We start from the raw sequence: 24,443 nt of genomic DNA, 5'->3' as shown, positions 1-24,443 counted from the left end.
CATCGCCCGAGCGAAGGATCGGGTCCTCGCACAGCGTGTCTCATGCAAGTCCGACCGATTCATCGGCACGCTCCACGCGAGTCGGCAACTTCCGGCGACCCGGGCATCCTCGGCGACACCGTCGATGTCGCCAAGTCGGTTCGAACGAGACATTCGGATCGCTGCGGCCGAGGGTTACACGGGCAAGTCAGGCAGCGTCGGCGCTCGCATATCTGCGGCAATGGTCGAGGTAGCCGACCTCGTGCCGCCCAGCGAGTTCGACCACGCTCGACCAGAGCCAGGACGGCGCTCCCTCCCCGTCGGTCCGCATGACCTCGCTGCGCCAGCCCGAGCGGGTCGTCTCGTCCATCTGCCGGCCATGCGCCTTGCCGACCACGTAGGCCAGGTAATGCGCCGCCCGCACCGCCTCCTCGCTGCCGAACTGATCGACGTCGAGCTTCAGATCCTGCGGCGCCAGCTCACGCATCACCACGGGCTTGCCGAGGAGACGCACCGCCATCATGCGCTCGCCGAGGTTCGGCGAGAGAGCCCGCGCCCCGGCCACCACGCGCTCGGCCGCATCCGGCGGCATCTCGGCACCGGGGGCTGCAGGGGCGGCGGCGGCCACCGCCTCTTTGAGGTCGACCAGGGCGAGGCGGCGCTTGCCCTCGGGCTCTGCGATACGGACGAGCGCGGCGTAGCGCAGAAAGCCGAGCGAGCTGCAGCCCTTCATCCAGTAGGCCGCATCGATCAAGCGGACCTTCGCCTTCTCGCTGCGGCCGTTGAGTGCCAGCACGAGGCGGCGAACCTCGCGCCGGCCGAACAGGTCGTCGAGGGCGGCGCGCTCCTCCGCGTCGAGCGCCCAGAACTTGCGGCCGAGCGGGATCGACGGATCCACGTCCTTCAAGCGCTCGCGGAGGAGGTGCTTCCAGTGACGACCCAAGGCACGGCGGCGCACCGAGCGCACGACGTCGGGCTCGGGCGGGGCCTCGTCCACCTCAGGGCCACCGAGCCCCTGGCCATACCCGCGGACCATCTCCTCCAGCATCCGGGCCGTGACGACGCCGGGAAGGTCCGAGCCGCGGGCCGCGCTGGCCAGCGAAAGACCGAGGCGAACGAGATCGTGGGTCGGGTTGCCGACGACCGTCTGGTCGAGATCGCGGATCTGGACATCGACCCGACCGTCGGCATCGGCGAGAGGACCGAGGTTGCCGAGATGGCAATCGCCGCAGATCCAAACCGGCGGGCCCTCCGGCAGGGTTCCACGCCGCAGCCCGTCCAACCATTCGTAGAATTGCAGCGTGTTGCCGCGGACATAGGCATGCGCGGACTTGGCCATCTTGAGGGTGCGTTGCCGCTCCAGCACCGCCGCGCGGTTCTCCGGAGACAAACCCTCTTCGTCACGCATCAAACACCCTTCAGCCGATTGCCGCCCGTACCAAGGCACATCATCAACTGGCGAGAACAAGCGGCCGATGCGCGGCACAACGCCTCTGATGTGGATGATCGTGGCGCGCCAACCGTATGCCGTAGCGAGCAGTCGGCTATCCGAGGGCCCGCTCGAAAGCGCGCTCGTCGAGCTCGCCCTCCCACTTCGAAACAACCACCGTCGCGACGGCGGTGCCGATGAAGTTGGTGAGCGCCCGCGCCTCGGACATGAAGCGGTCGATGCCGAAAATCAGTGCGATGCTGGCGACCGGGATATGTCCGACGGTTCCGAGGGTCGCGGCCAGCACGATGAAGCCGCTGCCGGTGACCGCGGCCGCGCCCTTGGAGGTCAGCAGCAAGATGCCGACGATGCCCACCTGCTGCGCGAGGGAAAGGTCGGTATCCGTGGCCTGCGCCAGGAAGAGGGCCGCCATGGTCAAGTAGATGCAGGTGCCGTCGAGGTTAAAGCTGTAGCCGGTCGGGATGACCAGGCCAACGATGGGCTCGCCGCAACCGGCCTTTTGCATCTTGACCATGAAGCGCGGCAGCACGGGCTCCGAGGCCGAGAAACCGAACACGAGAAGCAACTCTTCCTTGAGGTAGCGGATCAGCTTCCACACGCTGAAACCCATCAGGCGGCAGACCACGCCGAGCACGCCGAAGATGAAGAGCAGGCAGGTCGCGTAGAAGCACAGCATGAACTGCGACAGCGAGACCACGGCGCCGAGCCCGTACTTGCCGATGGTGAAGGCCATCGCCCCGAAGGCGCCGAGCGGCGCGAAGCGCATGATCGTGCCGAGTAGCTGGAAGAAGATCTTGGCGGTGTCGTCCACGAGCTGGACCATGCGCCGGCCGGGCTCGCCGACCCGCTGCGCGGCGATCGCGAAGAGGATCGCGAAGAACAGGACCTGCAGCATCTCACCGTTGGCGAAGGCGCCGACGACGGTGTTCGGGATGATGTCGAGCAGGAAGCCCGTCACGGTCTCGTGCTGCGATCGGCTGATGAAGCCCTGCACGGCCTTGGCGTCGAGGGTCGCGACGTCGACATGCATGCCGGCGCCCGGCCGCACCACATTGATGACCACGAGGCCGAGGATCAGGGCGAGCGTCGTGCCGATCTCGAAATAGACGATCGCCTTCCAGCCGATCCGGCCGGCACGGCGCATGTCGCTCATGCTGGCGATGCCGTGCACCACCGTGCAGAACACGATCGGCGCGATGGTCATGCGGATCGCCTTGATCAGCGCGTCGCCCAGCGGCTTCAGGGATTCGCCGACCTGCGGAAACAGCGCACCGAGCAGACCGCCGAGCGCGATGGCGATCAGGACCTGCAGCCAGAGCCGCCGATACCAAGCCTCACGCCGGAGCGGAATCTCGTCGAGAGCCTGGGTGGCTACCGCAGCGTCCATGGTGCGTTTCCTCTCGGCCTCCCGCACGCGTTGATCGCGTGACGTCGCGGCCGTGTCGGGCAGACTCGATCCTGGCGTGAGAACTGCCCATGAGAGCCTAAGTCCCGCTCGAAGGCGTTTGCAAACCACGATAGTTCGTGGTCCGTGAGGTTTGCTCACGCAGGTCGCTGCGGCCTCTCTTATTGCGGCGCAGCATAGATCGATTTTTCCGCGCGCTAGGCCCATCGGCCTGTGACGGAACCTCACGCCGGGTCAGCTAAAATGGTTTGCACGGCCAGCCCGAGGCGGTGATCCTCGGGCATCAGTTCCACCCGACTGCAGCGTCAGGCCCGAGGCCGGACCACCGAAAACACGGGGGGACCAGAGGAGGATTCGGGCATGAAGAGCCTTTCCGTAGCCATCATCGGTGCCGGTATGGGCGGTCTCGCGACCGCAGCGGCCCTGCGCCGGGCGGGAATCGCGACGACCGTCTACGAGCAGGCTCCGCGCTTCGCGCGCCTCGGCGCCGGCATCCAGATCGGCTGCAACGCCATGAAGGTGATGCGCGAATTCGGCCTCGAGCCGGCGCTGCGCGCCGCCGCCTTCTACCCACGCTCCTGGAACAACAAGGAATACGACACCGGCGAGATTCGGTTCGACATGGTCTTCGGCGAGTCCGCCGAGGAGCGCTGGGGCGCTCCCTACCTCCTCGCCCATCGCGGCGACCTGCACGCGGCACTGGCGAGCGCCGTGCCGGACAGCGACGTCAATCTGGATCACAAGCTCACCGGCCTCGAGCAGCAGGCGGACCGCAGCGTGCGCCTGAGCTTCGCCAACGGCATCACGGCCACCCATGACGCGGTCGTCGCCTCGGACGGCGTTCATTCCTTCGTGAAGGAGGCCCTGTTCGACAAGGAGAAGCCGACTTTCACCGGCCGCATCGCCTACCGCACCGTCTTCCCGGCCTCGCTGCTCGGCGGCTACGAGATTGACGACTGCACCAAATGGTGGGGGCCGGACCGGCACATCGTGATCTACTACGTGAAGCCGGACCGCAGCGAGGTCTACTTCGTGACGAGCCAGGTCGAGCCGGGCTTCCAGGTCGAATCCTGGTCGACGATGGGCGACGTCAACGAGCTGCGCGCGGCCTTCGCCGAATTCCACCCGCAGGTGCGCCACGTGCTGCAATCCTGCCCGTCGGTTCACAAATGGGCGCTGGTCGACCGCCAGCCGCTGCCGCGCTGGTCGGACGGAAACGTCACGCTCCTTGGCGATGCCTGCCACCCGATGACGCCCTACATGGCGCAGGGCGCGGCCATGGCGATCGAGGATGCCGCGGTGCTGTCGCGCTGCCTGAAGGGCGTTGACCGGGATGGCGTCGCGGAGGCGTTCCGCTGCTTCGAGGCGACGCGCAAGCCCCGCACTTCGCGCGTCCAGGCCAGCTCGCGCACCAATACCTGGCTGCGCGACCCGACCGATCCCGATTGGGTCTATGGCTACGATGCCTGGACCACGCCGCTCGCAAGCGCCGATGCCAGCCTCGCCGTGGCGAGCTGAACGAGAAAACGGAGCCCAACGACAATGACCACCGACAGAACCCAGAGCGAGAAGTTCGAGAAGGGGCTGGCCACGCGCCGGGCCGTTCTGGGCGACGCCTATGTCGACACCGCGCTCGACGCGGCCACGGACTTCACATGGCCGCTGCAGGTGCTCACCACCGAGTATTGCTGGGATGAGATCTGGAACCGCCCCGGCCTCGACCGGCGCAGCCGCAGCCTGCTCAACCTCGGCATGATCGCGGCCCTCAACCGGCCGCATGAGTTGAAGGCCCATGTCCGTGGCGCCCTGACGAACGGGCTGACCGAGGCGGAAATCCAGGAGGTCTTCCTGCAGGTCGCGATCTATTGCGGCATGCCGGCGGCGATCGACAGCTTCCGCGTCGCCAAAGAGGTCATCGAGTCAATGAAAAATGGCTGAGATCCTGCCGATCGATCGGGGCGAGTGGCCAGGCTTCGTACGGCGCACGATCCCCGGCCAAACCGGAGCGCTGAGCGTTCGGATCGGCGGACCCGCCGACGGACCGCCCGTGCTGTTCGCGCATTCGATCCTGACGGACGGCGCGATCTGGGCACGACAGGCGACGCAGCTCGCCGCGCAGGGCTTTCGCGTCGTCGTCGCCGATACCAGCGGGCATGGCAGCTCCGAGGCCGCAGCGGCGCCCTATACCCTGGCCGATCTCGGGGCCGACGTGATCGCGGTGCTCGATGGGCTCTCCATCGATCGGGCGCATTTCGTGGGAGTCTCGCTCGGCGGCATGACTGGGCTCGGGCTCGGGATCGATCACGCCGACCGTCTGCTCAGCCTCTGCGTCTGCGCCGCGCGCGCGGACGCACCGGCTCCCTTCGCCGCCGCCTGGGACGACCGCATCGCGCTCGCCCGCGACACGAGCACCGAGGCGCTGGCGGGCCCGACCATCGCCCGCTGGTTCGGAGATGCCTTCGTAGCGAACGCGCCTTCCATGGTGGATTTGCTGACCGCCTGCGTCGCCGGAACCTCCACCGAGGGCTTCGTCGGCTGCGCCCGGGCGATCCAGGGGCTCGATTACCTCGACGAGGTCGGGCAGATTCGGGTGCCGACGGCGCTCGTGATCGGCACGAACGACGAGGCCCTGCTCGCACCGATGCGCGCTCTGGCGCCATTGATCCCCGGCGCGACCTACGCCGAGATCGCCAATGGCGGCCATCTTCCGCAGGTCGACCAGCCGGGGCGGTTCGACGCGGTGCTGATAGCGCATCTGGCGAGCGTCGGCCGATAGCTCACACCGTCATTCCGGAGCTCGCGACAGCGAGAACCCGGACCCGAAGGGGCACGCCGTAGGCGGGCAATCCACCCGTAACGCGACGGTCTGGTAGAGCGTCGAGGCGAGTCATGGATTCCGGGTTCCGCTTCGCGGCCCCGGAATGACGGCCTCGGTGTTTTGAGGGGGCGAGGACTGCCTGTTCTCCCCTCCCTGTTTTCGCTAAGCCGGAGCGATCCGCGAAAAGCGGCACGCGCCCCAAGAGCTCGATGAGGAAGCTGCCACCGCTCAATGCTGTCCGCGCCTTCGAGGCGGCGGCCCGGCACGTCAGCTTCACCAAGGCAGCCGAAGAGCTCTGCGTCACGCACGGCGCGGTCAGCCGTCAGGTCGCGCGGCTCGAAGAGTATTTCGGGACGAAGCTGTTTCGGCGCACCCCGTCGCAGCTCACGCTGACGGATGCCGGCCAGCTCTACCTGACCGAGGTGACAGCGCTGCTCGACCGGCTTGCGCTGGTCTCGATGCACATGATCGAGACCGCGACGCCCACCGCCCTGCGGATCAGCGCGCCGCCGACCTTCACCATGCGTTGGCTGATCGGCCGTCTCTCGACCTTCCAAAAGAAGCGCCCGGAGGTGGAACTCCGCGTGACGACCTCGGTGGCACCGATCAGCAGCACCGAGTTCGGATTCGACGTCGGCATACGCGGCGTCACGAGCCCGCCGAGCGGCTGGCAGCGCACGCCCTTCATGACCGAGTTCATCGCCCCGGTCTGTCACGTCGATCTGCTGGAGCGCTCGGCGTTGACGACGCCCGACGACCTGCGCAGCCACACGCTGATCACCTACCTGACCGAGCCCTACGACTGGGGCAGCTGGTTCGAGCATGCCGGCACGCCGGGCCTGTCGCCGACCCAGAGCATCCTGCGCTTCGAGCAGATGTATTTCGCCCTGCACGCCGTCCAGGAACGGATGGGCATTGCCCTGCTGCCGCTATTCCTCGTGATCGACGACCTCATCGAGCGCCGTCTCTGCGTGCCCTTCGGGCCCCTCGGCCTGCGCCGTCGCGAATACGGCGCCTTCTATCGAACGGATTCCGAAGCGCTGCACCTGATCGGCAGCTTCTGCGAATGGCTGCGCGAGGGCGGCCGCGACACCGAGAAATCGACGGACGAGTGGGCCCGCGCGCAGGGCTGGCAGTTTTGATGCTCGATGCCGGACCGTCGCGCCCACACGGTAATGATGCCGACGGCGTGCACCACCCGGCTCACGCCGCTCTGACGGGACGCCCTCGGCGGGCATCTCGCACCGTTTCAGGGATATAAGAATGGAGCGGGTACCGGGAATCGAACCCGGGTATTCAGCTTGGAAGGCTGATTTGTCAACGTTTTGGCCCGCCGTAAATCCCTCATCCCGCGGTAACCGTAGCCCCCAAATCCTTAGTGCAGCTGCGCTTTTAGCGACCCTGGGCGCTCGACATCCGGCGCCCCGCCCGGTTCCCTGCTCCGTGGTATCAGCGTGGTATCACGCCGGGGAGGCCGTGAGATGAAGCAAGCGTACGTCCGCGAGAGGGTGAGGCTGACGGCGGAGCACGTCCGCAAGGCGCAGGCTCTCGTCGCCTCGGGTAAGGTGGCGGGCCGCGGCCTCGACTGGGCGGACGACCGTTGCCAGGGCCTCGTCCTCCGCGTCCAGCGGACGAGCGCGACGTGGTACCTTAAGCTCCGGTCGACGACGCTGCGCATCGGGCCCGTTGACGGCGTCGACCTGGCCGAGGCCCGCCACCGCGCCGATCAGGCACGTCTCCAGGTCCAGCGTGGGGAGAACGCGCGCGCTGGCCTGGTGACGTACCAGCGCGAGATCGAGGCGGGCACGCCGGACGACATCGCGTGGATGTCCAGCGTGATTGACGCCGAGACGACGCCGGCGCCGCTCTCGGACGCGGAGCGTCGGGAGCGTGGGCCCTGGCTTTGGAGCGACCTGATCGAGGAGTTCCTCGCGGCCAAGGCCAAGAAGTTCAAGCCGAGCTATACCGCGAAATACTCGGCCTACCTCAGGCACGCGGCCTTCGATGCCATCTCCGACCGACCGGTGTCGTCGCTCACGATCTCGGACTTGGAGGCCTGCCGGAACAGGGCCGTCAAACTCAACACGGTCTCCGCTGCGAGGAGATGCGTCCAGCAAGGCAAGGAGGCCTTGAGTTGGGCCTGGCGTTACCATTCGGGTGTCTCGGGCCTCGCCGACTGCCAGTACGAATGGTGGTCGCGCTGGTCCATCGAGTACGCGCCCCGCGCGAGGGACCACGTCCCCACGATCACTGACCTCGTCAGGACGATCCTCGTCGCAGAGCACCATCGCACGCTGGGCGCGACGGAGCACGCGACGAGCGACGGGACGCTCGGAGCGCTTTGGGCCCTCGTGCTCACGGGGCAGCGGACCGGGCAACTGACCGGGACGCGGCGCGCCCGCGCGTTCCCCTGGCCGGATAGGGCGGGCTGGGTCGCCCTCAACTGGGAGGGCGGTGAGATGAAGGGCGGCAAGAGCGGCGGCCGCCCGCATAGCCTGCCAGTCCCACCTGAGGCCTGGGCCATAATCGAGCGGCACCGGCGCGCCTGCGAGGTCGCGGGCAAGCCGGTGAGCCCGTGCCTCTTCCCCAGCATCCGGGGGGACGGACCCGTCGGGCAGTCCGCTCTCAACCAGTTGCTCTACCGCCTGGAAGGACGGGCCAAGGACCCGAGCAAGGAGAAGCCCGGGGCCCGGCGGAAGAAGAACTCCACGGCCGGTCGGCCTCGCGAGGACCTTATGGAGCGATACGGGATCGCCCCGTTCGTCCCGCACGACGTCCGGCGCGCTATCGCCACGTTCCTCGACGAGCGGCGCCTCGGCGGCGCGGGATCCGCGATCCTGGCGCACCGGGCCGCGCGGTCCGAGGACGAGCGCGAGCGCGTCGAGCACGTGACCCGATTGCACTACGCTAAGGGGCAGCGCCTCGCCCTCAAGGCGGAGGGCATGGAAGCCTGGGTCTCCGCCGTCCTCGCGGCATACGAGACCGAACGGCTCGCGCTGTTCGGCGAACCCGTCGCGATGGCGGCTTAGCCTTCCCCCACGTCCGGCCGGTAGCGCTCCGCCCGTAGCAGGTTGCTCCACAGGTCATCCTTGAGCGTCCGTGTCGGGACCATCACGTACCTGGGGGATTGCGAGACGACGCGACCCCCGCCACCGCCGCTACCAGGGACGCCTCCGCTGCCGCCAGGACCTGAATGGATGCTTGGCCCGCCTCCTATCTGCGAGACGCCGCCACCGCTGCCGCCTGGGAAGCCTCGGCTCGCTCCCCCGGGGACCAGCGAGAGCTCGCGCTCACACCATGACGTGACGGGAATGCGGAGCTGGGTGTCGAACCCGATGGTCATCCGCTCCACGCGGACCGACCTGTCCTCCCGGAAGCTCACCTTCGCCTCGCCGGGGACGTCGCGCAGGAACTCGATCAAGCCAGCGGGGCCGAGGCGATAGTCGTCACCGGCGCGCAAGCCGGCTCCGTCGGCCGAGACCGTGACGTCGGTGACGGCATGGGTCTCCAGGTCGTAGAGTTCACCGGCCCGGAGGAGCGTCCGCACTAGGCTCTCGTCGAGCCCGTGCACGCGCGCGGCGTAGAGGACGCCCCCGAGCGCGTAGACGCTCGCCACGACGGCGGCCTCCTGGTCGGGGCTCAAGCGGCGACGGCACCGCTCGCTGCGGGCACCGACGACGAGCGCGCGACCCTGCGAGACGAGGCGACTGACGCCGCTGCGCGGGAGCCAATGCCACCGCTCGCAGCACGCCTCATACCCATGGCTCACGGACAGCGCGTAGACGCGCCGGGGGTCCGGCGAGACGTGGACAGCCGCCGCGAGCGAGAGCTCCGCGAGGCGCCCGGGGGGCGGCCGACGAGGCGGCGCGGGCGTCGCGATGGGCCTGGGGGACCAGTCCCTGAATAGGTCTAGCTGCATAGGCGGGCGGCTCCCGAATTCGCATATCGGGGAAATATTGTCGCCTGATCCGCGCCGGACGCAAGCGCCTGAGACACTATTGAACAAGCATACGTCCGAAAAGACTCTCACCAATTTCACCAACGGTGGCATACGATTTGACCAACTAATTTCACAACACTGAGTTGGTGAAATGTGTGGTGAAATAGCGACACGTCCGTACTTCGCTTGGTCTTGGAAATTGCGGGACGAGGTGCTACGTATGTACGGCAATACGCTTACGGGGGAATTCGTCGATGCCCGAGACTGGCTGCACTGATCGTGTGACCGACCGCGCACCGGAGGCCTTCGGGTTGACCTGGGCGTACTCCCGCGCCGTCCGCGGGGACCGGCGCCTCTTCATCGCCGAGGGCGAGACTGGCGCGTTCGCCGACGCTTACCGGCGCTGCCGTGACGAGATGAGAACCCGGGGGTACTCCTACGCGGAGCCCTACGTCGGCGACGCGTTCACCGGCACGCGTCCCTGTTTCTGGCTGTCGTCTCAGGGCTGGGATCCCGCCGCCCTCGACGCGATCCCCGGCCTCGTCCGCGAGCGCATCGTGGAGAGCAAAGCGCGTGACGCGGAGATCATGGCGCGCCGCGCCGCCCGGGACGCCCAGTTCACGGCGGCCCTGGAGGAACAGCGCCGGCGGCACGAGGCCCTGGTGCCGGACGCCCGGAGGAGCATGGACGAGCGGCGCTGGTCCTGGGCCAAGGCGGCGGACGTCGAGGAGGCCGAGGCCCTGATCGCCAGGAAGACGCTCGGCCATGCCGCCCACCGGCGCCTGCGCGCGTTGCTCGACCGGGCTGATGCGAACGTCGCCCGGGCGGAGGCGGCCTCGGCCGTCCCCGTCGCCAGCGAGCTCGGGCTGGCACGGATCCCTGCCATCCGCGCGGCGGCCGCCGAGGGCGTGGCGCTCATGACGGAGCGGGACAGCGACCGGGCGAGCCGCCGGAACGACAGCGGATGGTCCAAGTCGACGAGCTACGTGGGGCACGTCCTGGCCGCCCGGGGCGAGGACCTCGACGAGGCGCAGGCGTCGAACGCGTTGCGGATCCTACGGACCCATCGGCGGCAGCTGCCGCCACCGCTCGCCGCGCGCCTTTTCGAGGGAGCCGGCCTGTGAGCGCCGAGGTCATCCCGCTCCGCCCGGCCGGCGTCCCCCGCCGGCCCATGGTCCGGTGGATGGGGAGCAAGTGGCGCATGGCCCCCTGGGTCATCGGGCACCTGCCGCCGCACGACGTCTACTGCGAGCCGTTCGGTGGCTCGGCCTCGGTGCTCATGCGCAAGGCGCGCGCTCCGGTCGAAGTCCTCGGCGACCTCGATGACGAGCTCCTCAATCTCTACTCAGTGGTGCGGGATCCCGCCCTCGCCGGGCGGCTCTACGTCATGGCGACGTTCACGCCGTTCAGCGACGCCGAGTTCCGGCTGGCCATGCGGCGCGTCCCGGCGGACGCGGATCCCGTCGAGCGGGCCCGCCGCATGATCGTCCGGCACGCGATGCAGGTCTCCCCCGACGTCCGTGCCGAGACCGCCGGCACTGGGTTCCGCCGGTACACCGGTTCGGCGCGCCGCGTCGCCGCGATGGACTGGGCGACGTTCCCCGACGCGCTGGCGGCGATGACGGCCCGCCTCCAGGGCGTCGTCGTCGAGCGCGCCGCCGCCGTCGAGACGATCCGGCGCCACGACCGGCGCGGGGCCCTGTTCTACGTCGACCCGCCGTACGTCCATTCCACGCGTTCCGAGATCCGGAAAGGCTACGCGCACGAGATGTCCGACGACGCGCACCGCGAGCTCCTGGACTGCCTGCTCTCGCTCAAGGGGATGGCCGTCGTCTCGGGGTACGCGAGCCCGCTCTACGACGACGCCCTCGTAGGGTGGCGCAGGGTCACGCGCGAGGTGTCCGATCACGCGAGGCAGCGGCGGACGGAGGTCCTCTGGATTTCGCCGGCGGCGGTCGCGGCTACGACGAGCCGGCAGATGGCATTCGAGCTCTAGGCGACGGCCTTCGGGCGGACCGTCACGACGGCCTCGTAGCCGCAGGCATCGAGGGCGGCGCAGAGGCGTTCGAACCCCCAGCCCCCGAAGCGCTCCCCCCGGATCTGGGTCCGGACCAGGGGGGACTTCACCCCCCGGCCGAGCTCCGACGGTGTCGAGGGGATCCGCTTCCAGATGCGCTCCAGGGCCCCGGGCCGTCCCTCGACGTGATGGTCGAGCCACGCGGCGAGCTCGGCCTCGCGATCCCGCTTAGCCCGTTCACCGGCTTCGTAACGCCGGATGATGTCATCGCCCCGCGTCCGGGATGCCCTTACCGCGCTCACGAGGAGGCCCGCTAGGGACCGGCAGAGCACGGGGCATTCGGGGTGCTGCGTCTCTCAGGCTTACCTGGCAAGGGCACACCATCCCCATGGGCTCATGCCCCATCCCCATCGGGGCCATCGGCCATAGCAACGGTACTCCACACCAATTACTGCCCGGTTAACCTCAAGAGGCGTCATCGGTCCTCCACGCCGATACCTTGTAGCCCCCATGGCGGTCCATGGGGCGAGATGGGACGCATGGCGCGTTATTAATGACTTAGCTCCCATCTCTCCAGTCATAGGTCGACCACACCGATGCCATGGAGATGGATCTATGGCCCATAGTGAGCCATGGGCCAACATGGGGGACGGGATGGGCCAGGGGCGTCATCGATGCTCGGGACCGATGGGGACCTGAACAGCGTTCAAACGTCATCGGGGACCAGGGCCGATGACAGGGATCCTGCCTTCCGAGTTCCTCATCGGTGTTGAGGTCCGATGGGTCAGACCGGGTCTCTCAGGGGGGCATCGTTGTGGTGGACTGATGGGATGTGCAACGCGGATCCGGCGGCGATCAACGCAACCCCAAGGACAGACGTGCGTACCTGGTGGGCCCACGTCGGACCCTGGAATGACTTCAACGGCCCGAGGCGAGAGCGTTCATGCGGTCGACGAGGCTCCTGGAGCCTTCCACGAACGCCTCCGTGTGCGAAGTGGCGTCGAGGTGATTTCCGGTTGGGATCGATCTCGATTAACCTAACCGTGCATCCGGACGAGCGGATAGTTGTCGAAGGTCCCATAACCGTCCGAGGGAACGGCTGGCGGTGAGGGAGGCTCCGATGGCCCGAACGCAGACTTGGGATATGACTTTCCTCGTTCGCCAGGCTGAACATGATCCGGCTTTGCCGACGCGCGTGGTCTGCATCGCCACATCTTGCGATACTGATCCGCGTACGCACCCAATCTGGCTCGCTGCAAAATTCGGCGAAGCGGACTTGGAATGGCCCATCCCAGGAGTTCCCGAACCGGCCGGCTGGAGGGAGCGAGATCTGGGCGCGGGCTACATGGATTTCATGGCTCTGCCGTCCTCAGATCTGGTGGCATACGAGGTGCGAGCCTTGGACCGAACGATATGTCTCGTCGTGAGAGTCGATCGTGTCGACGTCTCGTTTTCGATGGGCACGCGGTACAACAACGTCCATATCGGCGGCTTCCAAAGGTGGGTTGCGATTACCTACGACGCACGTGGCATCGGATACGAGCAAAGCATCCGAAGGGCTGTCTTCGAAGCGTTCGATCAACGGCAGTGCGAGTTCGACGCGGATCGCCGTGAGGCGTCGAAGCTCGATGCTGAGCTGGAGCGTGAGCGCGAAGACGAGCAAGAGTTGTTGAATGAGGCCCGCGAACAAGCGGAGCGAGAGGCAGTAGTCGCTTTGGATCAACTTGTTTTGGCGATCTGATAAAAGTTCGCCTGACAGTGGAAGCGGTAAAGCGGCGTTGGACTTGGCGCCTTACCGCTTCTACAGTCCTGCACCACACTTTCGCCGGCAAGCGATCCTTGCGGTTGAGACATGATCCCTCCCACAGTTTGTTCCTGCTATGTTTTTGAGGGATCCGATGCTGCGACGCATGCCCAGCCATAAGAGACCGCCTGTGGAGATCCAACTGACGGAGGCCGAGTCGATCGCGCTGGCCTATTGGATCCCGCGGCCGCTATCGTGCACCAATGCGCGTTCTGCAACGCGGGGACGCTGAGGAAGAAGATGATGATGCGCGTTAGGTAGACGAAATTCTTCGAGGCTTGTCCCGACGGCACCATCGCGCGCAAGGCTGGCAAGGCCTAGCGCGGTCACAGCTGCGAGGGTGTCTCGCGCCGCCCCTGGACCCGCATCAGCACGACGGCATGCTCGCTCGTGCCCCAGTCCGGCGTGACGTGATGGACCGAGATCCGCTCTGACAGGTAAGGCTGGCCACCTCCGACATCGCGAAGGTCCAGGATCATCAGGATCCCGAAGCGAACGTTCGTGACGTCGTAGGAAACCTTCTGGAGGCCGAAGCGCCCCACCACCTCGTCGTTCGTCAGCTTGAGGTCGGTGCGCTTGAGCTCGGCGACCGTCTTGGTCCGCAGGAACGTGAAGAGGACGTCGACGCGCCCCCCGCCGACGTCGCGCTTCTCCGCTTGGCAGAGCTCGGCCAGCGGCGAGCCCATGAGGAACTCGACGTAGTCGGCCTGGAGGTCCTTCTCCAGGGGAAGCTTCTCCGGGTCGCGCTCGAAGAGGTAGCGACCGCGGGCGAGCGTGCTGACCCCGACGTTGCCGCGCATGACGACGAACTGGATGGACGACCACAGCACGGCGTCGAAGAGCATCCGGCCCATGGGATCGGCGAGGTAGTCCGGGTTTCGCGCGAGGCCGGCGGTGACCGTCTCGAATAATTCGGAGACCACGAGGGGCGTGGTGGTCTCGACGAGGATTGCCATGCCGGCCGCGACACGGGCTAACGCGGAGCTTCGGGACGCCTCCGGCAGGAGCTCGACGATGGCGGCGGTCGGTGAGCTACCGTCCGCCGCCTCGATAGGGCGGTGGGTGACGACGGCCTCCCTCGCATCCGCCACCCGGTCGCGTAGATGCGCCGCGGCGGGGAGCAGGCCGGATGCCGCGTTCTCCTCGATCCATTGGTCGAGGAGGGCGAGGGAGTGCAACTCCCCTCTCAGCACCTCGACGACGCGAGGCCTTAGGATCGCCTCCAACCCGCCGTCCGCGCCTCGCCGCAGGAAACTGCGGCTCGCCGTGTAGACCGCGAGAAGCTCGTCCTGGATCACGGCGGCCGCGTCGAGCCACGCACGCTTGAGCAGGCTCGTGTCGAGGGCGCCGAGCCTGAGTGCGAGCATCGACCAGTGCACGCGCTCCTGCGTCTTGGCGCCGAGCCACGAGGTCGTGTCCTCCGGCCGGTCGGAGGTCGTCAGGTAGGCGGTGTAGGCGAACGCGGCGGACCTGATCTCGTCGATGCGCGTCCAGAGGTCGGGGGACGATTGGCCCGACTGGAACGCCACGAGCGCGTCGAGGCAGCGCCGATACAGCGTCGCGTCGGGTCTGGCATCCCCAGCGTCCTCCGCCCTGCGGAACCAGCCCCGCGCACCCTCGAAAGCTTGCAGCGCTGTCTCGGCGGCGTCCGCGTCGAGGCCATGGCGCATGGCGTCCAAGCCGAGCTCCATGGAGGCCTCGTCCTCCGCGTCGACGACCTCCACGAGCTTGCCGAGGAGCGCGCGAAGATCGTCGTCCGGCTCGTGGGCCAGGACGGCACCGGCGATGCGTGCCGCGTGCCGAAGGAAGTCGCCGTCGTCGGCGAGGTCGATGTCGAGCAGGTCGGACTGAAGACGCCGCAGCAGCGAACGGTCGGATTGGGCGAGGATCATCGACGCCTTGAGCGCATGTGCGCGGGTGCCGTAATCCGCGTCGCGATCCGCCGCCTTGGCCAGGAAGGCCCGCCCCAATGTCCCCACGAATGGGGCGGGGACGTTCCCGCCACGGCCGAGCCAGGCCGCTATCTCGATCATGGCGACGATGTCGAAGCCCTTGGCGACGAGTTCCACCGCCACGGGTACGGTGACCCCGGACCGCGTATCCCCGATCAGGGCGACGAAGAGATCCGCACCGTCGACGCCGTCGGCTCCGTCGCGGACTAGATCGATCAAGCTGGAGGTGGTCAGGTCACCTGCATCGGCGTGCTCGCCATACCTGTCCACCAGGAGCCGCTGCAGGTCATCCGCCGCCACGCCGGGCCCCGTCAGAAAAGGAATCGGTCTCCCTCAGCGTGAAGCGTCCTTTGGCCATCGACAACCTCCAGAAGCTCCGGACGCGCGACCGCGCCGACGACGACCTGGACGTCGTCCGCCTGGCTGACGGCCAGCCGCACGCTCGCCATGAGGGCGGCGAAGTCGTCCGCCGTCATCTCCTGCGCCGCCGGGCTGTCGAGGACGAGCAGTCCGGGATGGCGCCCGTAGTGCCTTAGGCGCGCGACCTCGATGACGGCAAGGGCCGCGGCGATCCTGAGCCGGAGCTTCTCACCTGCGACGAGGCTCTGGAACGTGAGATCGGTACCCCCCTGCCTAATGTTGAGGACGCCGTTGGCCGTCCAGTCCATGCTCTCGACGTTCTTGATGCCGAAGTCCCTGGAGAGCCGCGTGAGATGGACCGAGATCTCCTTCAGCAGGTCCCGCTGCGTGTCGTCGTAGAGGTCCTTGGTGACCTTCGCGACGTGCTTCAGGATCTCCGCATCGTCGGCGACCGGCGCGACCGCCGCGGGGCTTTGCTCCGCGATGATCTCGCCGAGCTGGGCGGCCTGCGCCTCCAACGCCCGGACCCTTACCTCCGCGTCGGCATCCTCCGCCGAGGAGAGCTCGTCCTTGATCGCCTCGATCTCGCGTTTGGTCGTGTCCCTCTGCCCTTCGGACGCCCGTCGGCGTTCCCTTGCGGCTTCGAGCTCGGCGACGAGCCGGGCTAGGACGGCCTCGGCATCGCGCATCTCGGCCCGTAGGTCGTCGAGCATCTGCGTGTCGTCCTCGGGCTCGACATGGACGGAGCCGCACAGCCCGCACGTCCCGGCCGCCTCGGCGTCGACGTAGCGGTCCCGCTCGATGCCCTCGTCGCAGGATGGGCAGCAGACCGGCCGCAGTTCACGAAAGACCAGGCCAGCGGCACGCTCGTCGGTGATCTGCTGCAGGGTCCGCCTGACCGTACCGAACGACCGCTGGGCCGAGGCGACCTGCCGCTCAAGCTCGGCGATATGGTCGCGCTCCTCCTCGACCTTGGTCTGGAAGTTCACCAGCATCCTGTCCCGCGCCACCAGGTCCCTTCGAAGGGCGACGCGGTCGACCCGATCCAAGACGGCCTCGCGGGCCGCGCGCAGCTCCGCCTCGACCGCAGCAAGTCGGCCGGCGAGCCGTTCCCTGGCCGGCGAGGGCGCGGCGGATCTCTCCCGCTCGGCGCCCACCTTCTTCTCGGCCGTCGCAGCGGCGGAATAGGTGGAGACCCACGGCAGGCCCATGAACATCTGCAGCAACCGTAGCGGGATGCCGTCCCGGGTCACCTCGCCGAACACGGCCTTGCCCGGCCCGCTAACGAAGAGCGAGCTGGCGATGGCCTGCCAGCCATGGGTGTGGGAGCCGGTGTCCTTGTTGAAGGCGTGGAACTTCGCGAACCCGAACTCCTCCATCATGTTGTCGGCGACCGCGTTGGCGAAGGTCTCGTCCGCCGGCCCGGAGTGGATGTCGAACCATGTCCCCTCGTCCAAGCGGGAGAGGGTCGCTCGCACGAGGTTCGGGTCTTTCTCACCGACGGGCTTACGGGCAATGACCCGGTAGCGGGTCCTGTCGATGTCGAACTCAACCTCGACGTCGGAAAGCCAGGACCAGACGTCCGGCTTGATGTGCAGCGGGAACTCCCCCCTCAGCGCCGCCTGCACGATGTTGAGCAGGCTCGACTTGCCACGGAAGTTGTCGTCGGAGAGAACCGCCCATAGTCCCGGGGTGAGGTCGTCCCAGGTGAAGTCGATGGCCCTCTCGCCCTCGGGCAAACGCTTGGTTCCCCGGAGCCTGATGGCGGCGAGGCAGAGGCGGCGCCGGCGTGGCAGGGTCGCCTGGGCCACGATGCCGTGACGGTCCAGCACCGTCCTGACCTCGTCGGGAGACGCCTTGGCCTTGATCGCGATCGAGGCGATCCAGTCCTCGACGCTCGTGGTCGCCGTGCTCATGCCGCCTCCCTCAATCGCCGAAGGCGAGCCAAGACCCTTTCCTTGATGGAGGGGATCTCCGTCCCGAGGGGCGCGTCCTTGTATTCGGGATGGAGGTACTGGTCGTCCTTGAGGCTCGAACCGCTGCGAAGCTTCGCAAGCGTCATGACGAGTTCGGCCCGCTCCCTATACCAAGCAAGCGATGGCTGCTGCTCGACGACGCTCCGCATGAAGGCGAAGGCGGCGGGCTCGACGACGAAGTCGTGCCGCCGTTGGCCGCCGGCCTGCCGGAGCGGACGTACCAGATGCCGCGACCTGAGGATGGCGAGCGGCGTCTCGATGTTCTGGAAGGCGCCCCGGTGCCAACGCACCATGCGCACGAGCCTGACGTCGGGCTCGTCCGCGGCGAAGATCCCCTCGACCACGTCGAGGATGCCGGCGTCGTCCTCGGCCTCGTAACGGGTCAGGAGTTCGTCGGCGAGGAAGTCCGGGTACCGAACCAGGAAGTCGATGGCCATGGCCCGCTTCTCGCCCCGGAACACCCTGGGGGCGTCCGGCTCGTCCCCCGAAGGCTCGCTCCCGAGCGCCAGGATGAAAAGCAGCCGGATCGCATCGCGGTAATGATAACCGGTCGACGCCTCGCCGCTCGGCGTTTCAGCGGCGCTAACGGTGGGTGAGGCGGTGATGCCCGCGGTCATCGAGACTGATCTTGCGCGCACAGGTCATGGAAGCGCGAGCATATTCAATGCGCGTGGCCAAGCCTAGGTTCCTGTTCGGTTCTCCCTTCGACGAAAAGCTAGCTTACTCCGACACGGACGGCGTGGTCAGTTCGATCGCGGGTTCCGAACACCGACAGGATTGGTACCCACCCATCCTTCATGACTGCCGCACGAGGCAATGCCCTACGTTATACAAAATCACGCCGTCAGGTTCTACGAAACGCAAGATGATCGATCCTGCATAATCAGATACCCGGCAGGGGCTCGCTAGACCTAGCCTTGGGCCATCTCAACGGATCGGAGCACGGCCATGATCGAGCGGACCAGCACTGCGGTGGAAGCCATCATCCACGACGCGTTGGAGAAGCTGCACCCTCGCCACCTTCTCGCCGAGGCCGTCCGTCGGACGGCGAAGGGGAGCCGTTGGAAGGGGCGCCTGAAGCTGTCCCGGGAGGAGGCGTTGGCTGCCACCCGCGTGGTGACCGAGCTGGTCCGCCAGCACGGACTGAAGCCCACCACCGTCCTACAGCGCGACGGCAGCGCCACGACCCGTGAGCAGACCTATCGCTTCTTCCTGACCGAGGCGGAGATGGCCACGGGCACCGTCGCGCTCGCCCGTCCCTTGGCCAAGGGCATCTGCGCGCACGTTGGCAACGTCAGGGCGGTTGCCCTGGCAGCTCGCGCGGCCGGGCGCGAGGTCGACGAGGACTCGATGATGGCGGAACTGGCCGAGGCCGTCGGGGGCTACCTCGACCAGTTCCGCGAGAAGGTCGAGCGGGAGCCGCATGCGGAGATCGCAGAAGACGGTTCGAGCATCGCGACCTGGCTCGGCAAGGCGAGCCGTCGCTTCGAGCTCGCGCGCTGCCTCGCCGGCGCCGACCGTCTCGACCTCGATTTCGACCGCTCGACCGGCGAGATGTCCCATGTCGGGCGCGACGTCGGCGCCTACGCCTATGGTGTCATGCCCTGGGTGCCGATCAGGACCCGGGCGGTCGCGGAGGGCGATTGCGTCGTCCACCGCCGGGACGAGGCGGAGAGGATGGAAGAGGCTCGGGCGAAGGAGGAGGGAAGCTTCCTCTTTTTCCCGTCGCCGCGGATGCACGAGGTTGGACGCGAGAACGCCGTCATCTGTGAAAAAGTCGGTCTCGGCGTGAACTTGGAGCGTGGCAAGGGGCTGCGCATGACCTTCACCATCGACCATGTCGTCTACGCGGGGACATCCTTCGCGGAGGATTGGGCTTCCGAACATCCTCAGCTACCGAGGCATCTGGAATGCGCAGGCATCCCGGAGCGCGGCAACGCGAGCGCGGCCTCCGATGGCATCCATTACGTCGAGATAACGTCGCCGCTGCGGAACGCATGCCCCGATTTCCGTGCCTACGTCACCGAGGCGTTCGGTGAGGACAGTGCAATGGGCATCGGGGAAGCGAGGTACTGCCGCCGCTTCCTGCCCGTCACACCGGAGACTTGTAGGCTACTCCTGGACGGCGGTGATCGGGACGCCTTGTTCGCTTGGCGTCACTTCGCGGACCTGAGGGAGGAAACTGTCCTGCCGCTTTCGGCGATCAACGACGAAGGCATCGAGTCCTGGCTGATCCAAGACCGCTTCGCCGAGCTTCTCTACGACCGCAGCGAGACGGGTCTCGCCGGATTGCTCCAAGCCGAGGCCGTGAGGAGGGTGGAGGCGTACGAGGCCTTTCTTCTGAACTCGGAAAGCGGTGAACAACGCCGCAAGCTTGAGTTCCGGGCGCGCATGCGTAGCTAGACGTAAAGGTCGCGCCGAACGCAGTGTCGAGCTTGGATTTCCTCCTCGCCGTTTCATAGCCTAGCCATGCCGTCGGTCGGAGCGAAACCCTCAACCAACTCGCTCGGTGCTCGGAACGTCGAACATCTCTAGCGTCAGGCGCGATTCCAGACGGTGGTTCAGGAGCGCCTGAAAGATATCCCGACCGCTTTCCACGGTGGGCACGATCCGCCCTGCGTCGTCGAAGGTGATGGCCAGGTTCATCTCCGCATGTTCGGCGAGGAGCCGTGCCATGAAGGCCGCATCCTTGTAGAGGCCCTTCTGCTGGATCGCGACCGCACGGCGGAGATGGATCCTGTTCGTGCCGACGTAGTCGTTCAAGGGACCGAGGTCGGTGAAGATGCCGGCGAAGGCGGGCTCCGCCTTCAACGTCGTGAACGCCGTCTCATGACCGGCCTTGTAGGACAGCACCGTCTCGAAGTGGGCCTTGCTGCGGACGAAGACCTCGTCGTCCAGGACGAAGAAATCGAACTCGGGCCGGATGGCGAAGGTGGGCTCCTCGTCGACGTCCAGTTCCTCGTCCGCGTAGATCATCCGGATCAGGCCGGACGTCCTCCTCGTGGACCAGGAGGCGTCGGTCTTGCGCACGGCCAGCAACGTCCTTCCGTCGAGGACGAACCTCGCCACGCAGAACTTGCCGTTCGCCAGGTCGTGCGCGCCGCGAACCTTCCTGGCCGGCGTCGGGTTGGCGACTGCCTCGAAGATCAGGTGCGCGTGCGTCTCGTCCGCCTGGATGGTGAGGGCGCTGGCCTCGTTGTTTTGCGCCAGGATGTCGTAAGCGATGGTCTCGGTGATCGGACCCACGCATGACCCGACCGCATCCTTGAGCCTCGCAGCGAGCTCGTCCGTGATGCCGACCCAACGACCCGAGAACCTCGGCCGGCCGCCTTCCCCCGGCGACGTCTTGAACACCCATACGGTGACCTCCGCCGCGGCGAGGTCGAAGGCCTTGAGGTCCGCAAGCGTCGTCATGCCGTGTCGCTCTTCCCGTCCTCCCGCACGACCATCACGTCCTGCAGGGCCCCATGGTGGTACTCGCGGTCGGGCTCGACATCGACCCTAGACAGCATCCGACCTACGAACGTTCCCCTGCCGGCGTCGTATATGTACTTGACCTCGAACAACTTCCAACCGAACGCGGCGAGGACGGGATTGAGGACGATCTGTCCGGATCTGTAGGTGATCCAGAAGATCCAGATCAGGAAAACGGCAAACCCGATCAGCTTGAGGGGCTGGTCGTATTCGAGGCTGATGAAGGAGACGACGTAGGGGATCACGTAATTGATGAGGTCGGCGGGGATGTGCTTGCTCTCCGTCACCCTCACGCGATGCGGCTTCCGCACGAGGCGAAGGGCGAGGAAGGTGACCGCCATGCCGATCGCACAGATCGCCACCGCCGACAGCGACCAGACGGGGTTCCTGAGGGGACTCGCGCACTCCAGGGCGACCATCGACGCCATGGGGCAGATCCCCCGCCTCACGGCCCCGGCGTCGACGTCCTGGGCGAGCAGGATCACGGCGAGCGGCAGGTAGGACCCGAGGTAGATCGCGGCCGCGACGAGGATCCTGAGCTGCATTCCCTTTGTCTCTCGACGGTCCGTATCCGCCAGATCCCATGGAGGACCGCCCGACATGGACTGGACCTGATCTCAAATGGGGGCGGTCGTGCTTGTTTTCGACCTGTCGGACACTGGTTGCCCGCCCACCGGTGGACGTGGCGAAAGTGCGGGAACCACGAAGGGCGCGGTCTGGCAACGCTCAGGATGCGCCACCGGCTCGCCCGGCCCCGGCGGCCGCGTCCTAGGCCAGGCGTTCGCAGATCCGCTCAAGGCCCACGGGCGCGAAGTCCCACCAACCGACCCCCGACGTCGGTGCCCGCCTTTACCCGGCCAGGCGATTGCGTGGTGACCGCGTGACCAAGTCCCGACAACCGTCGACCGCTCGATGCCTCGGCTAGAACGCTATTCACGCAAAGTCGTCGACCGGTGGCAACCTCGGCCGAATAGGGAAGTTAGGGTTTCTGAACCCGTTTTGTTCCTTAAGTTTGATCCGTCGGGGCACCATGAGAAAAGCTTTCAGGTGGATCGAGCGGATCCTGCTCTGGGCGGGCGCCGCGGCCGCGCTCCTCGCCCTGGTCGCCGTCGCGGTGATCGTCACCCGCCCCTCGGAGAAGGGCGGCACCCAACCGAACTTCGCCGGCGCGGACCTCCAGCAGAAGCGTCTCGTCGTGTACCTCGACGGCACCTGGAACAGCGTCGACAGCAACACGAACGTCTGGCGCATGCGGGCGCTCACGGCGTCCAAGGGCAAGGACGGCCGACCACAGCTCGTGTACTACGGCCTCGGCGTCAATGGTTTCCTCGGCGGCGTCTTCGGCCATGGGCTCGATGACAACATCCGCCTCGCCTACGAATGGCTGATCGAGAATTACAACGAAGGGGATGAGATCTTCATTTTCGGCTTCAGCCGCGGCGCGTTCACGGCCCGGAGCCTCGCGGGGCTCGTCGCGATCGACGGCATCCTGAAGGCGGGATCGCCGATCGGCACCTCGGAACTCTTCAGGCGCTATCGGAAGGGCGACGAGGAAAGCATTTGGAGGTTGAAGGAGGCCGAGCAGGCGGGGGACACCGGCAAGCTCACGGATCAGGAGAGATGGCTTCTCAAGTATTCCCAGCCGGCCAACGTGAAGATGATCGGCGTCTGGGACACGGTGGGTTCCCTGGGCCTCGCGACCGGCAAGATACCGGGGGTCAGCCGCTCGTCGTTCGACTATCTGCAGACGGGGCTGCGCATCCACATCCTGAACGGCTACCATGCCCTGGCGATCGACGAGCACCGCGAGGACTTCGCGCCGACGCTGTGGGACGTGCACCGGTCGAATAACGAGAAGGCCGTCTTCGCGACGCCGCGAACGTTGGCCAGCGTCGAGCAACGCTGGTTCGTCGGCGCCCACGCCAACGTCGGCGGCGGCTACGAGACCGACCTCCTCGCGCAGGCACCCCTGCGCTGGATCATGGAGAAGGCGCAGTCGCACGGCCTCCAGTTCCGATCCGAGGTCGAGTTCGACGGCGACGCGCTCAAGGCCCCGACCGTCGATTCCTACGCTCTTTTCGGACGTGGGCTCTACAAGCTGGTCTCGTCGCCGCTGTACCGCATCATCGGACAGGAGCCGGAACAGCGCCCGGACGGTAGCCACACCAACGTCAACGAGACCATCGACACATCGGTCTTCGACCGCTGGCGTGCCGATCCGGAATACCGTCCCAAGAACCTGATCGAATGGGCCGAACGGAAGAGGGTGGACCCTGCACAGGTCCGGTCTTCGGTCCGCGCCGACAATCCAGCGGTCGCCGTGCCCCAGTAGTGACGCGCCCGAGCCCTTGCAGGACGGCCCTCGGGCAGGGGGATCCGCGACGTTGAGGGCAGCGCATGGCGGGACGCGCGTTCCGTTGCCCGCTTCCGGGATGGACGGTCCGTCTACCATGACGATCTGGCTCAGGATCGTGCGTCACGATCCGCCGCCGGTCCCCGGGCCGGTCACGAGGATCTCCTGACGAACCCGATGTCGGCGGCGACCGACTTGAGGCGGTCCGGTTCCCGCTCCTTGCGCTCCGAGTAGCGGTCCACGAGGTAGTCCGCCCGCCCGCGGGTCAGGAGCGTGAACTTCGTCAGCTCCTCGCAGACGTCGACTACGCGGTCGTAGAGGGGCCCGGCCTTCATCCGGCCGGCCTCGTCGAACTCCTTGTAGGCCATCGGCACCGAGGACTGGTTCGGGATGGTGATCATCCGCATCCAGCGGCCGAGGACGCGAAGGCCGTTGACGGCGTTGAACGACTGCGAGCCGCCGGAGACCTGCATGACGGCCAGGGTCCGTCCCTGCGTGGGCCGCACCGAACCCTCGGACAGGGGCAGCCAGTCGATCTGGCTCTTCATCACCCCGGTCATGGCCCCGTGGCGCTCCGGGCTGACCCAGACGTGCCCCTCGGACCAGATCGAGAGGTTTCGGAGTTCCTGGACCTTGGGATGGTCGGCCGTCGCGTCGTCCGGCAGCGGCAGGCCGTGGGCGTCGTAGATCCTGACCTCGCCCCCCATCGCCTCCAGCAACCGGGCCGCCTCATAGGCCAGGAAGCGGCTGAACGAGCGCTCCCGGAGCGACCCGTAGAGGACCAGGAACCGCGGCGCGTGGGCGAGCGGTGCCGTCGCCGAGACCCGCTCGGCGGTCGGCACCTCGAAGTGCACGTCGCTCAGGTTCGGCATACCGTCGGTGAACGGCTGGCAAGGCTTGTCCAAGGCGGATCAT

The 24,443-nt window shown here is 67.1% G+C and carries 20 protein-coding genes and 1 tRNA gene; 10 read left to right on the top strand and 11 right to left on the bottom strand.

Translation table 11 applies throughout. The features are described from left to right. Positions 1 to 187 precede the first annotated feature (187 nt). On the bottom strand, positions 188 to 1,387 hold the full coding sequence (locus GGR33_RS23975; protein ID WP_183512686.1) for a DUF2252 family protein: 1,200 nt from the start codon (positions 1,385 to 1,387) through the stop codon (positions 188 to 190). A gap of 136 nt (positions 1,388 to 1,523) precedes the next feature. Then, positions 1,524 to 2,816 (bottom strand): dicarboxylate/amino acid:cation symporter, encoded by a 1,293-nt coding sequence (locus tag GGR33_RS23970; protein ID WP_183512681.1) that lies wholly within the window; start codon positions 2,814 to 2,816, stop codon positions 1,524 to 1,526. A 378-nt stretch (positions 2,817 to 3,194) separates the two neighbouring features. Here GGR33_RS23970 and GGR33_RS23965 point away from each other — a divergent pair, with 378 nt between their 5' ends. From GGR33_RS23965 to GGR33_RS23950, 4 genes are all read left to right on the top strand, one after another. Continuing rightward, a complete protein-coding gene (locus GGR33_RS23965; RefSeq protein WP_183512679.1) occupies positions 3,195 to 4,352 on the top strand; it encodes an FAD-dependent monooxygenase in 1,158 nt (385 codons plus the stop codon). Positions 4,353 to 4,376: 24 nt separating this feature from the next. Next, complete coding sequence (locus GGR33_RS23960) at positions 4,377 to 4,772, top strand: carboxymuconolactone decarboxylase family protein (RefSeq protein WP_183512676.1); 396 nt, start codon at positions 4,377 to 4,379, stop codon at positions 4,770 to 4,772. After that, the gene (locus GGR33_RS23955; protein ID WP_183512674.1) at positions 4,765 to 5,610 is read left to right on the top strand and encodes an alpha/beta fold hydrolase; all 846 of its coding nucleotides are present in this window, start codon (positions 4,765 to 4,767) and stop codon (positions 5,608 to 5,610) included. Before GGR33_RS23960 ends, GGR33_RS23955 begins: the two co-directional genes overlap by 8 nt. Positions 5,611 to 5,861: 251 nt before the next feature. Beyond that, the gene (locus GGR33_RS23950) at positions 5,862 to 6,794 is read left to right on the top strand and encodes a LysR substrate-binding domain-containing protein (protein ID WP_183512662.1); all 933 of its coding nucleotides are present in this window, start codon (positions 5,862 to 5,864) and stop codon (positions 6,792 to 6,794) included. 122 nt (positions 6,795 to 6,916) lie between these two features. On the opposite strand, the gene GGR33_RS23945 is transcribed toward GGR33_RS23950, so the two are convergent. Further along, positions 6,917 to 7,005 (bottom strand) — tRNA-Ser (locus GGR33_RS23945). A 128-nt stretch (positions 7,006 to 7,133) separates the two neighbouring features. Here GGR33_RS23945 and GGR33_RS23940 point away from each other — a divergent pair. Continuing rightward, entirely contained in the window at positions 7,134 to 8,681 is a 1,548-nt protein-coding gene (locus tag GGR33_RS23940; protein WP_183512652.1) for an integrase family protein, read from the top strand. Here the strand turns inward: GGR33_RS23940 and GGR33_RS23935 are convergent. Next, the gene (locus tag GGR33_RS23935; RefSeq protein ID WP_183512647.1) at positions 8,678 to 9,421 is read right to left on the bottom strand and encodes a hypothetical protein; all 744 of its coding nucleotides are present in this window, start codon (positions 9,419 to 9,421) and stop codon (positions 8,678 to 8,680) included. The genes GGR33_RS23940 and GGR33_RS23935 overlap by 4 nt on opposite strands. Positions 9,422 to 9,846: 425 nt before the next feature. On the opposite strand from GGR33_RS23935, the gene GGR33_RS23930 reads away from it, so the two are divergent. Continuing rightward, complete coding sequence (locus tag GGR33_RS23930) at positions 9,847 to 10,716, top strand: hypothetical protein (RefSeq protein ID WP_183512643.1); 870 nt, start codon at positions 9,847 to 9,849, stop codon at positions 10,714 to 10,716. A 47-nt stretch (positions 10,717 to 10,763) separates the two neighbouring features. Continuing rightward, a complete protein-coding gene (locus GGR33_RS23925; RefSeq protein WP_210302183.1) occupies positions 10,764 to 11,588 on the top strand; it encodes a DNA adenine methylase in 825 nt (274 codons plus the stop codon). On the opposite strand, the gene GGR33_RS23920 is transcribed toward GGR33_RS23925, so the two are convergent. After that, on the bottom strand, positions 11,585 to 11,911 hold the full coding sequence (locus GGR33_RS23920) for a hypothetical protein (RefSeq protein WP_183512636.1): 327 nt from the start codon (positions 11,909 to 11,911) through the stop codon (positions 11,585 to 11,587). The genes GGR33_RS23925 and GGR33_RS23920 overlap by 4 nt on opposite strands. Positions 11,912 to 12,729: 818 nt before the next feature. Between GGR33_RS23920 and GGR33_RS23915 the strand changes: the two genes are divergently transcribed. Continuing rightward, positions 12,730 to 13,350 carry a hypothetical protein gene (locus tag GGR33_RS23915; protein WP_183512633.1) on the top strand — a complete coding sequence of 207 codons (621 nt, stop codon included), beginning with the start codon at positions 12,730 to 12,732 and terminating at the stop codon, positions 13,348 to 13,350. Between the two features lie 389 nt (positions 13,351 to 13,739). Here the strand turns inward: GGR33_RS23915 and GGR33_RS23910 are convergent, their stop codons facing one another. From GGR33_RS23910 to GGR33_RS23900, 3 genes are read right to left on the bottom strand one after another with little or no spacing between them, the layout of a single operon-like run. Beyond that, complete coding sequence (locus GGR33_RS23910) at positions 13,740 to 15,665, bottom strand: hypothetical protein (RefSeq protein ID WP_183512630.1); 1,926 nt, start codon at positions 15,663 to 15,665, stop codon at positions 13,740 to 13,742. Positions 15,666 to 15,676: 11 nt separating this feature from the next. Continuing rightward, on the bottom strand, positions 15,677 to 17,641 hold the full coding sequence (locus GGR33_RS23905) for a coiled-coil domain-containing protein (RefSeq protein ID WP_183512625.1): 1,965 nt from the start codon (positions 17,639 to 17,641) through the stop codon (positions 15,677 to 15,679). Beyond that, the gene (locus tag GGR33_RS23900; protein ID WP_183512623.1) at positions 17,638 to 18,318 is read right to left on the bottom strand and encodes a hypothetical protein; all 681 of its coding nucleotides are present in this window, start codon (positions 18,316 to 18,318) and stop codon (positions 17,638 to 17,640) included. Before GGR33_RS23900 ends, GGR33_RS23905 begins: the two co-directional genes overlap by 4 nt. A gap of 331 nt (positions 18,319 to 18,649) precedes the next feature. On the opposite strand from GGR33_RS23900, the gene GGR33_RS23895 reads away from it, so the two are divergent. Then, a complete protein-coding gene (locus GGR33_RS23895; protein ID WP_183512619.1) occupies positions 18,650 to 20,104 on the top strand; it encodes a hypothetical protein in 1,455 nt (484 codons plus the stop codon). Positions 20,105 to 20,194: 90 nt separating this feature from the next. Here GGR33_RS23895 and GGR33_RS23890 read toward each other — a convergent pair whose 3' ends face one another. Next, on the bottom strand, positions 20,195 to 21,115 hold the full coding sequence (locus GGR33_RS23890) for a Kiwa anti-phage protein KwaB-like domain-containing protein (RefSeq protein WP_183512616.1): 921 nt from the start codon (positions 21,113 to 21,115) through the stop codon (positions 20,195 to 20,197). Beyond that, entirely contained in the window at positions 21,112 to 21,777 is a 666-nt protein-coding gene (locus tag GGR33_RS23885) for a hypothetical protein (protein ID WP_183512612.1), read from the bottom strand. The genes GGR33_RS23890 and GGR33_RS23885 overlap by 4 nt, the downstream gene beginning before the upstream one ends. A 428-nt stretch (positions 21,778 to 22,205) precedes the next feature. Between GGR33_RS23885 and GGR33_RS23880 the strand changes: the two genes are divergently transcribed. Continuing rightward, the gene (locus GGR33_RS23880) at positions 22,206 to 23,507 is read left to right on the top strand and encodes a DUF2235 domain-containing protein (protein ID WP_183512606.1); all 1,302 of its coding nucleotides are present in this window, start codon (positions 22,206 to 22,208) and stop codon (positions 23,505 to 23,507) included. Between the two features lie 173 nt (positions 23,508 to 23,680). Here GGR33_RS23880 and arsH read toward each other — a convergent pair whose 3' ends face one another. Beyond that, positions 23,681 to 24,433 carry an arsenical resistance protein ArsH gene (gene arsH / locus GGR33_RS23875; protein ID WP_183512600.1) on the bottom strand — a complete coding sequence of 251 codons (753 nt, stop codon included), beginning with the start codon at positions 24,431 to 24,433 and terminating at the stop codon, positions 23,681 to 23,683. Positions 24,434 to 24,443: the final 10 nt, after the last annotated feature.

This window comes from Methylobacterium brachythecii (assembly GCF_014196345.1).
Classification (GTDB): Bacteria; Pseudomonadota; Alphaproteobacteria; order Rhizobiales; family Beijerinckiaceae; genus Methylobacterium; species Methylobacterium brachythecii.
Note: the sequence above shows the minus strand (reverse complement) of the source record. Positions and strands in the feature narration are given on the sequence as shown.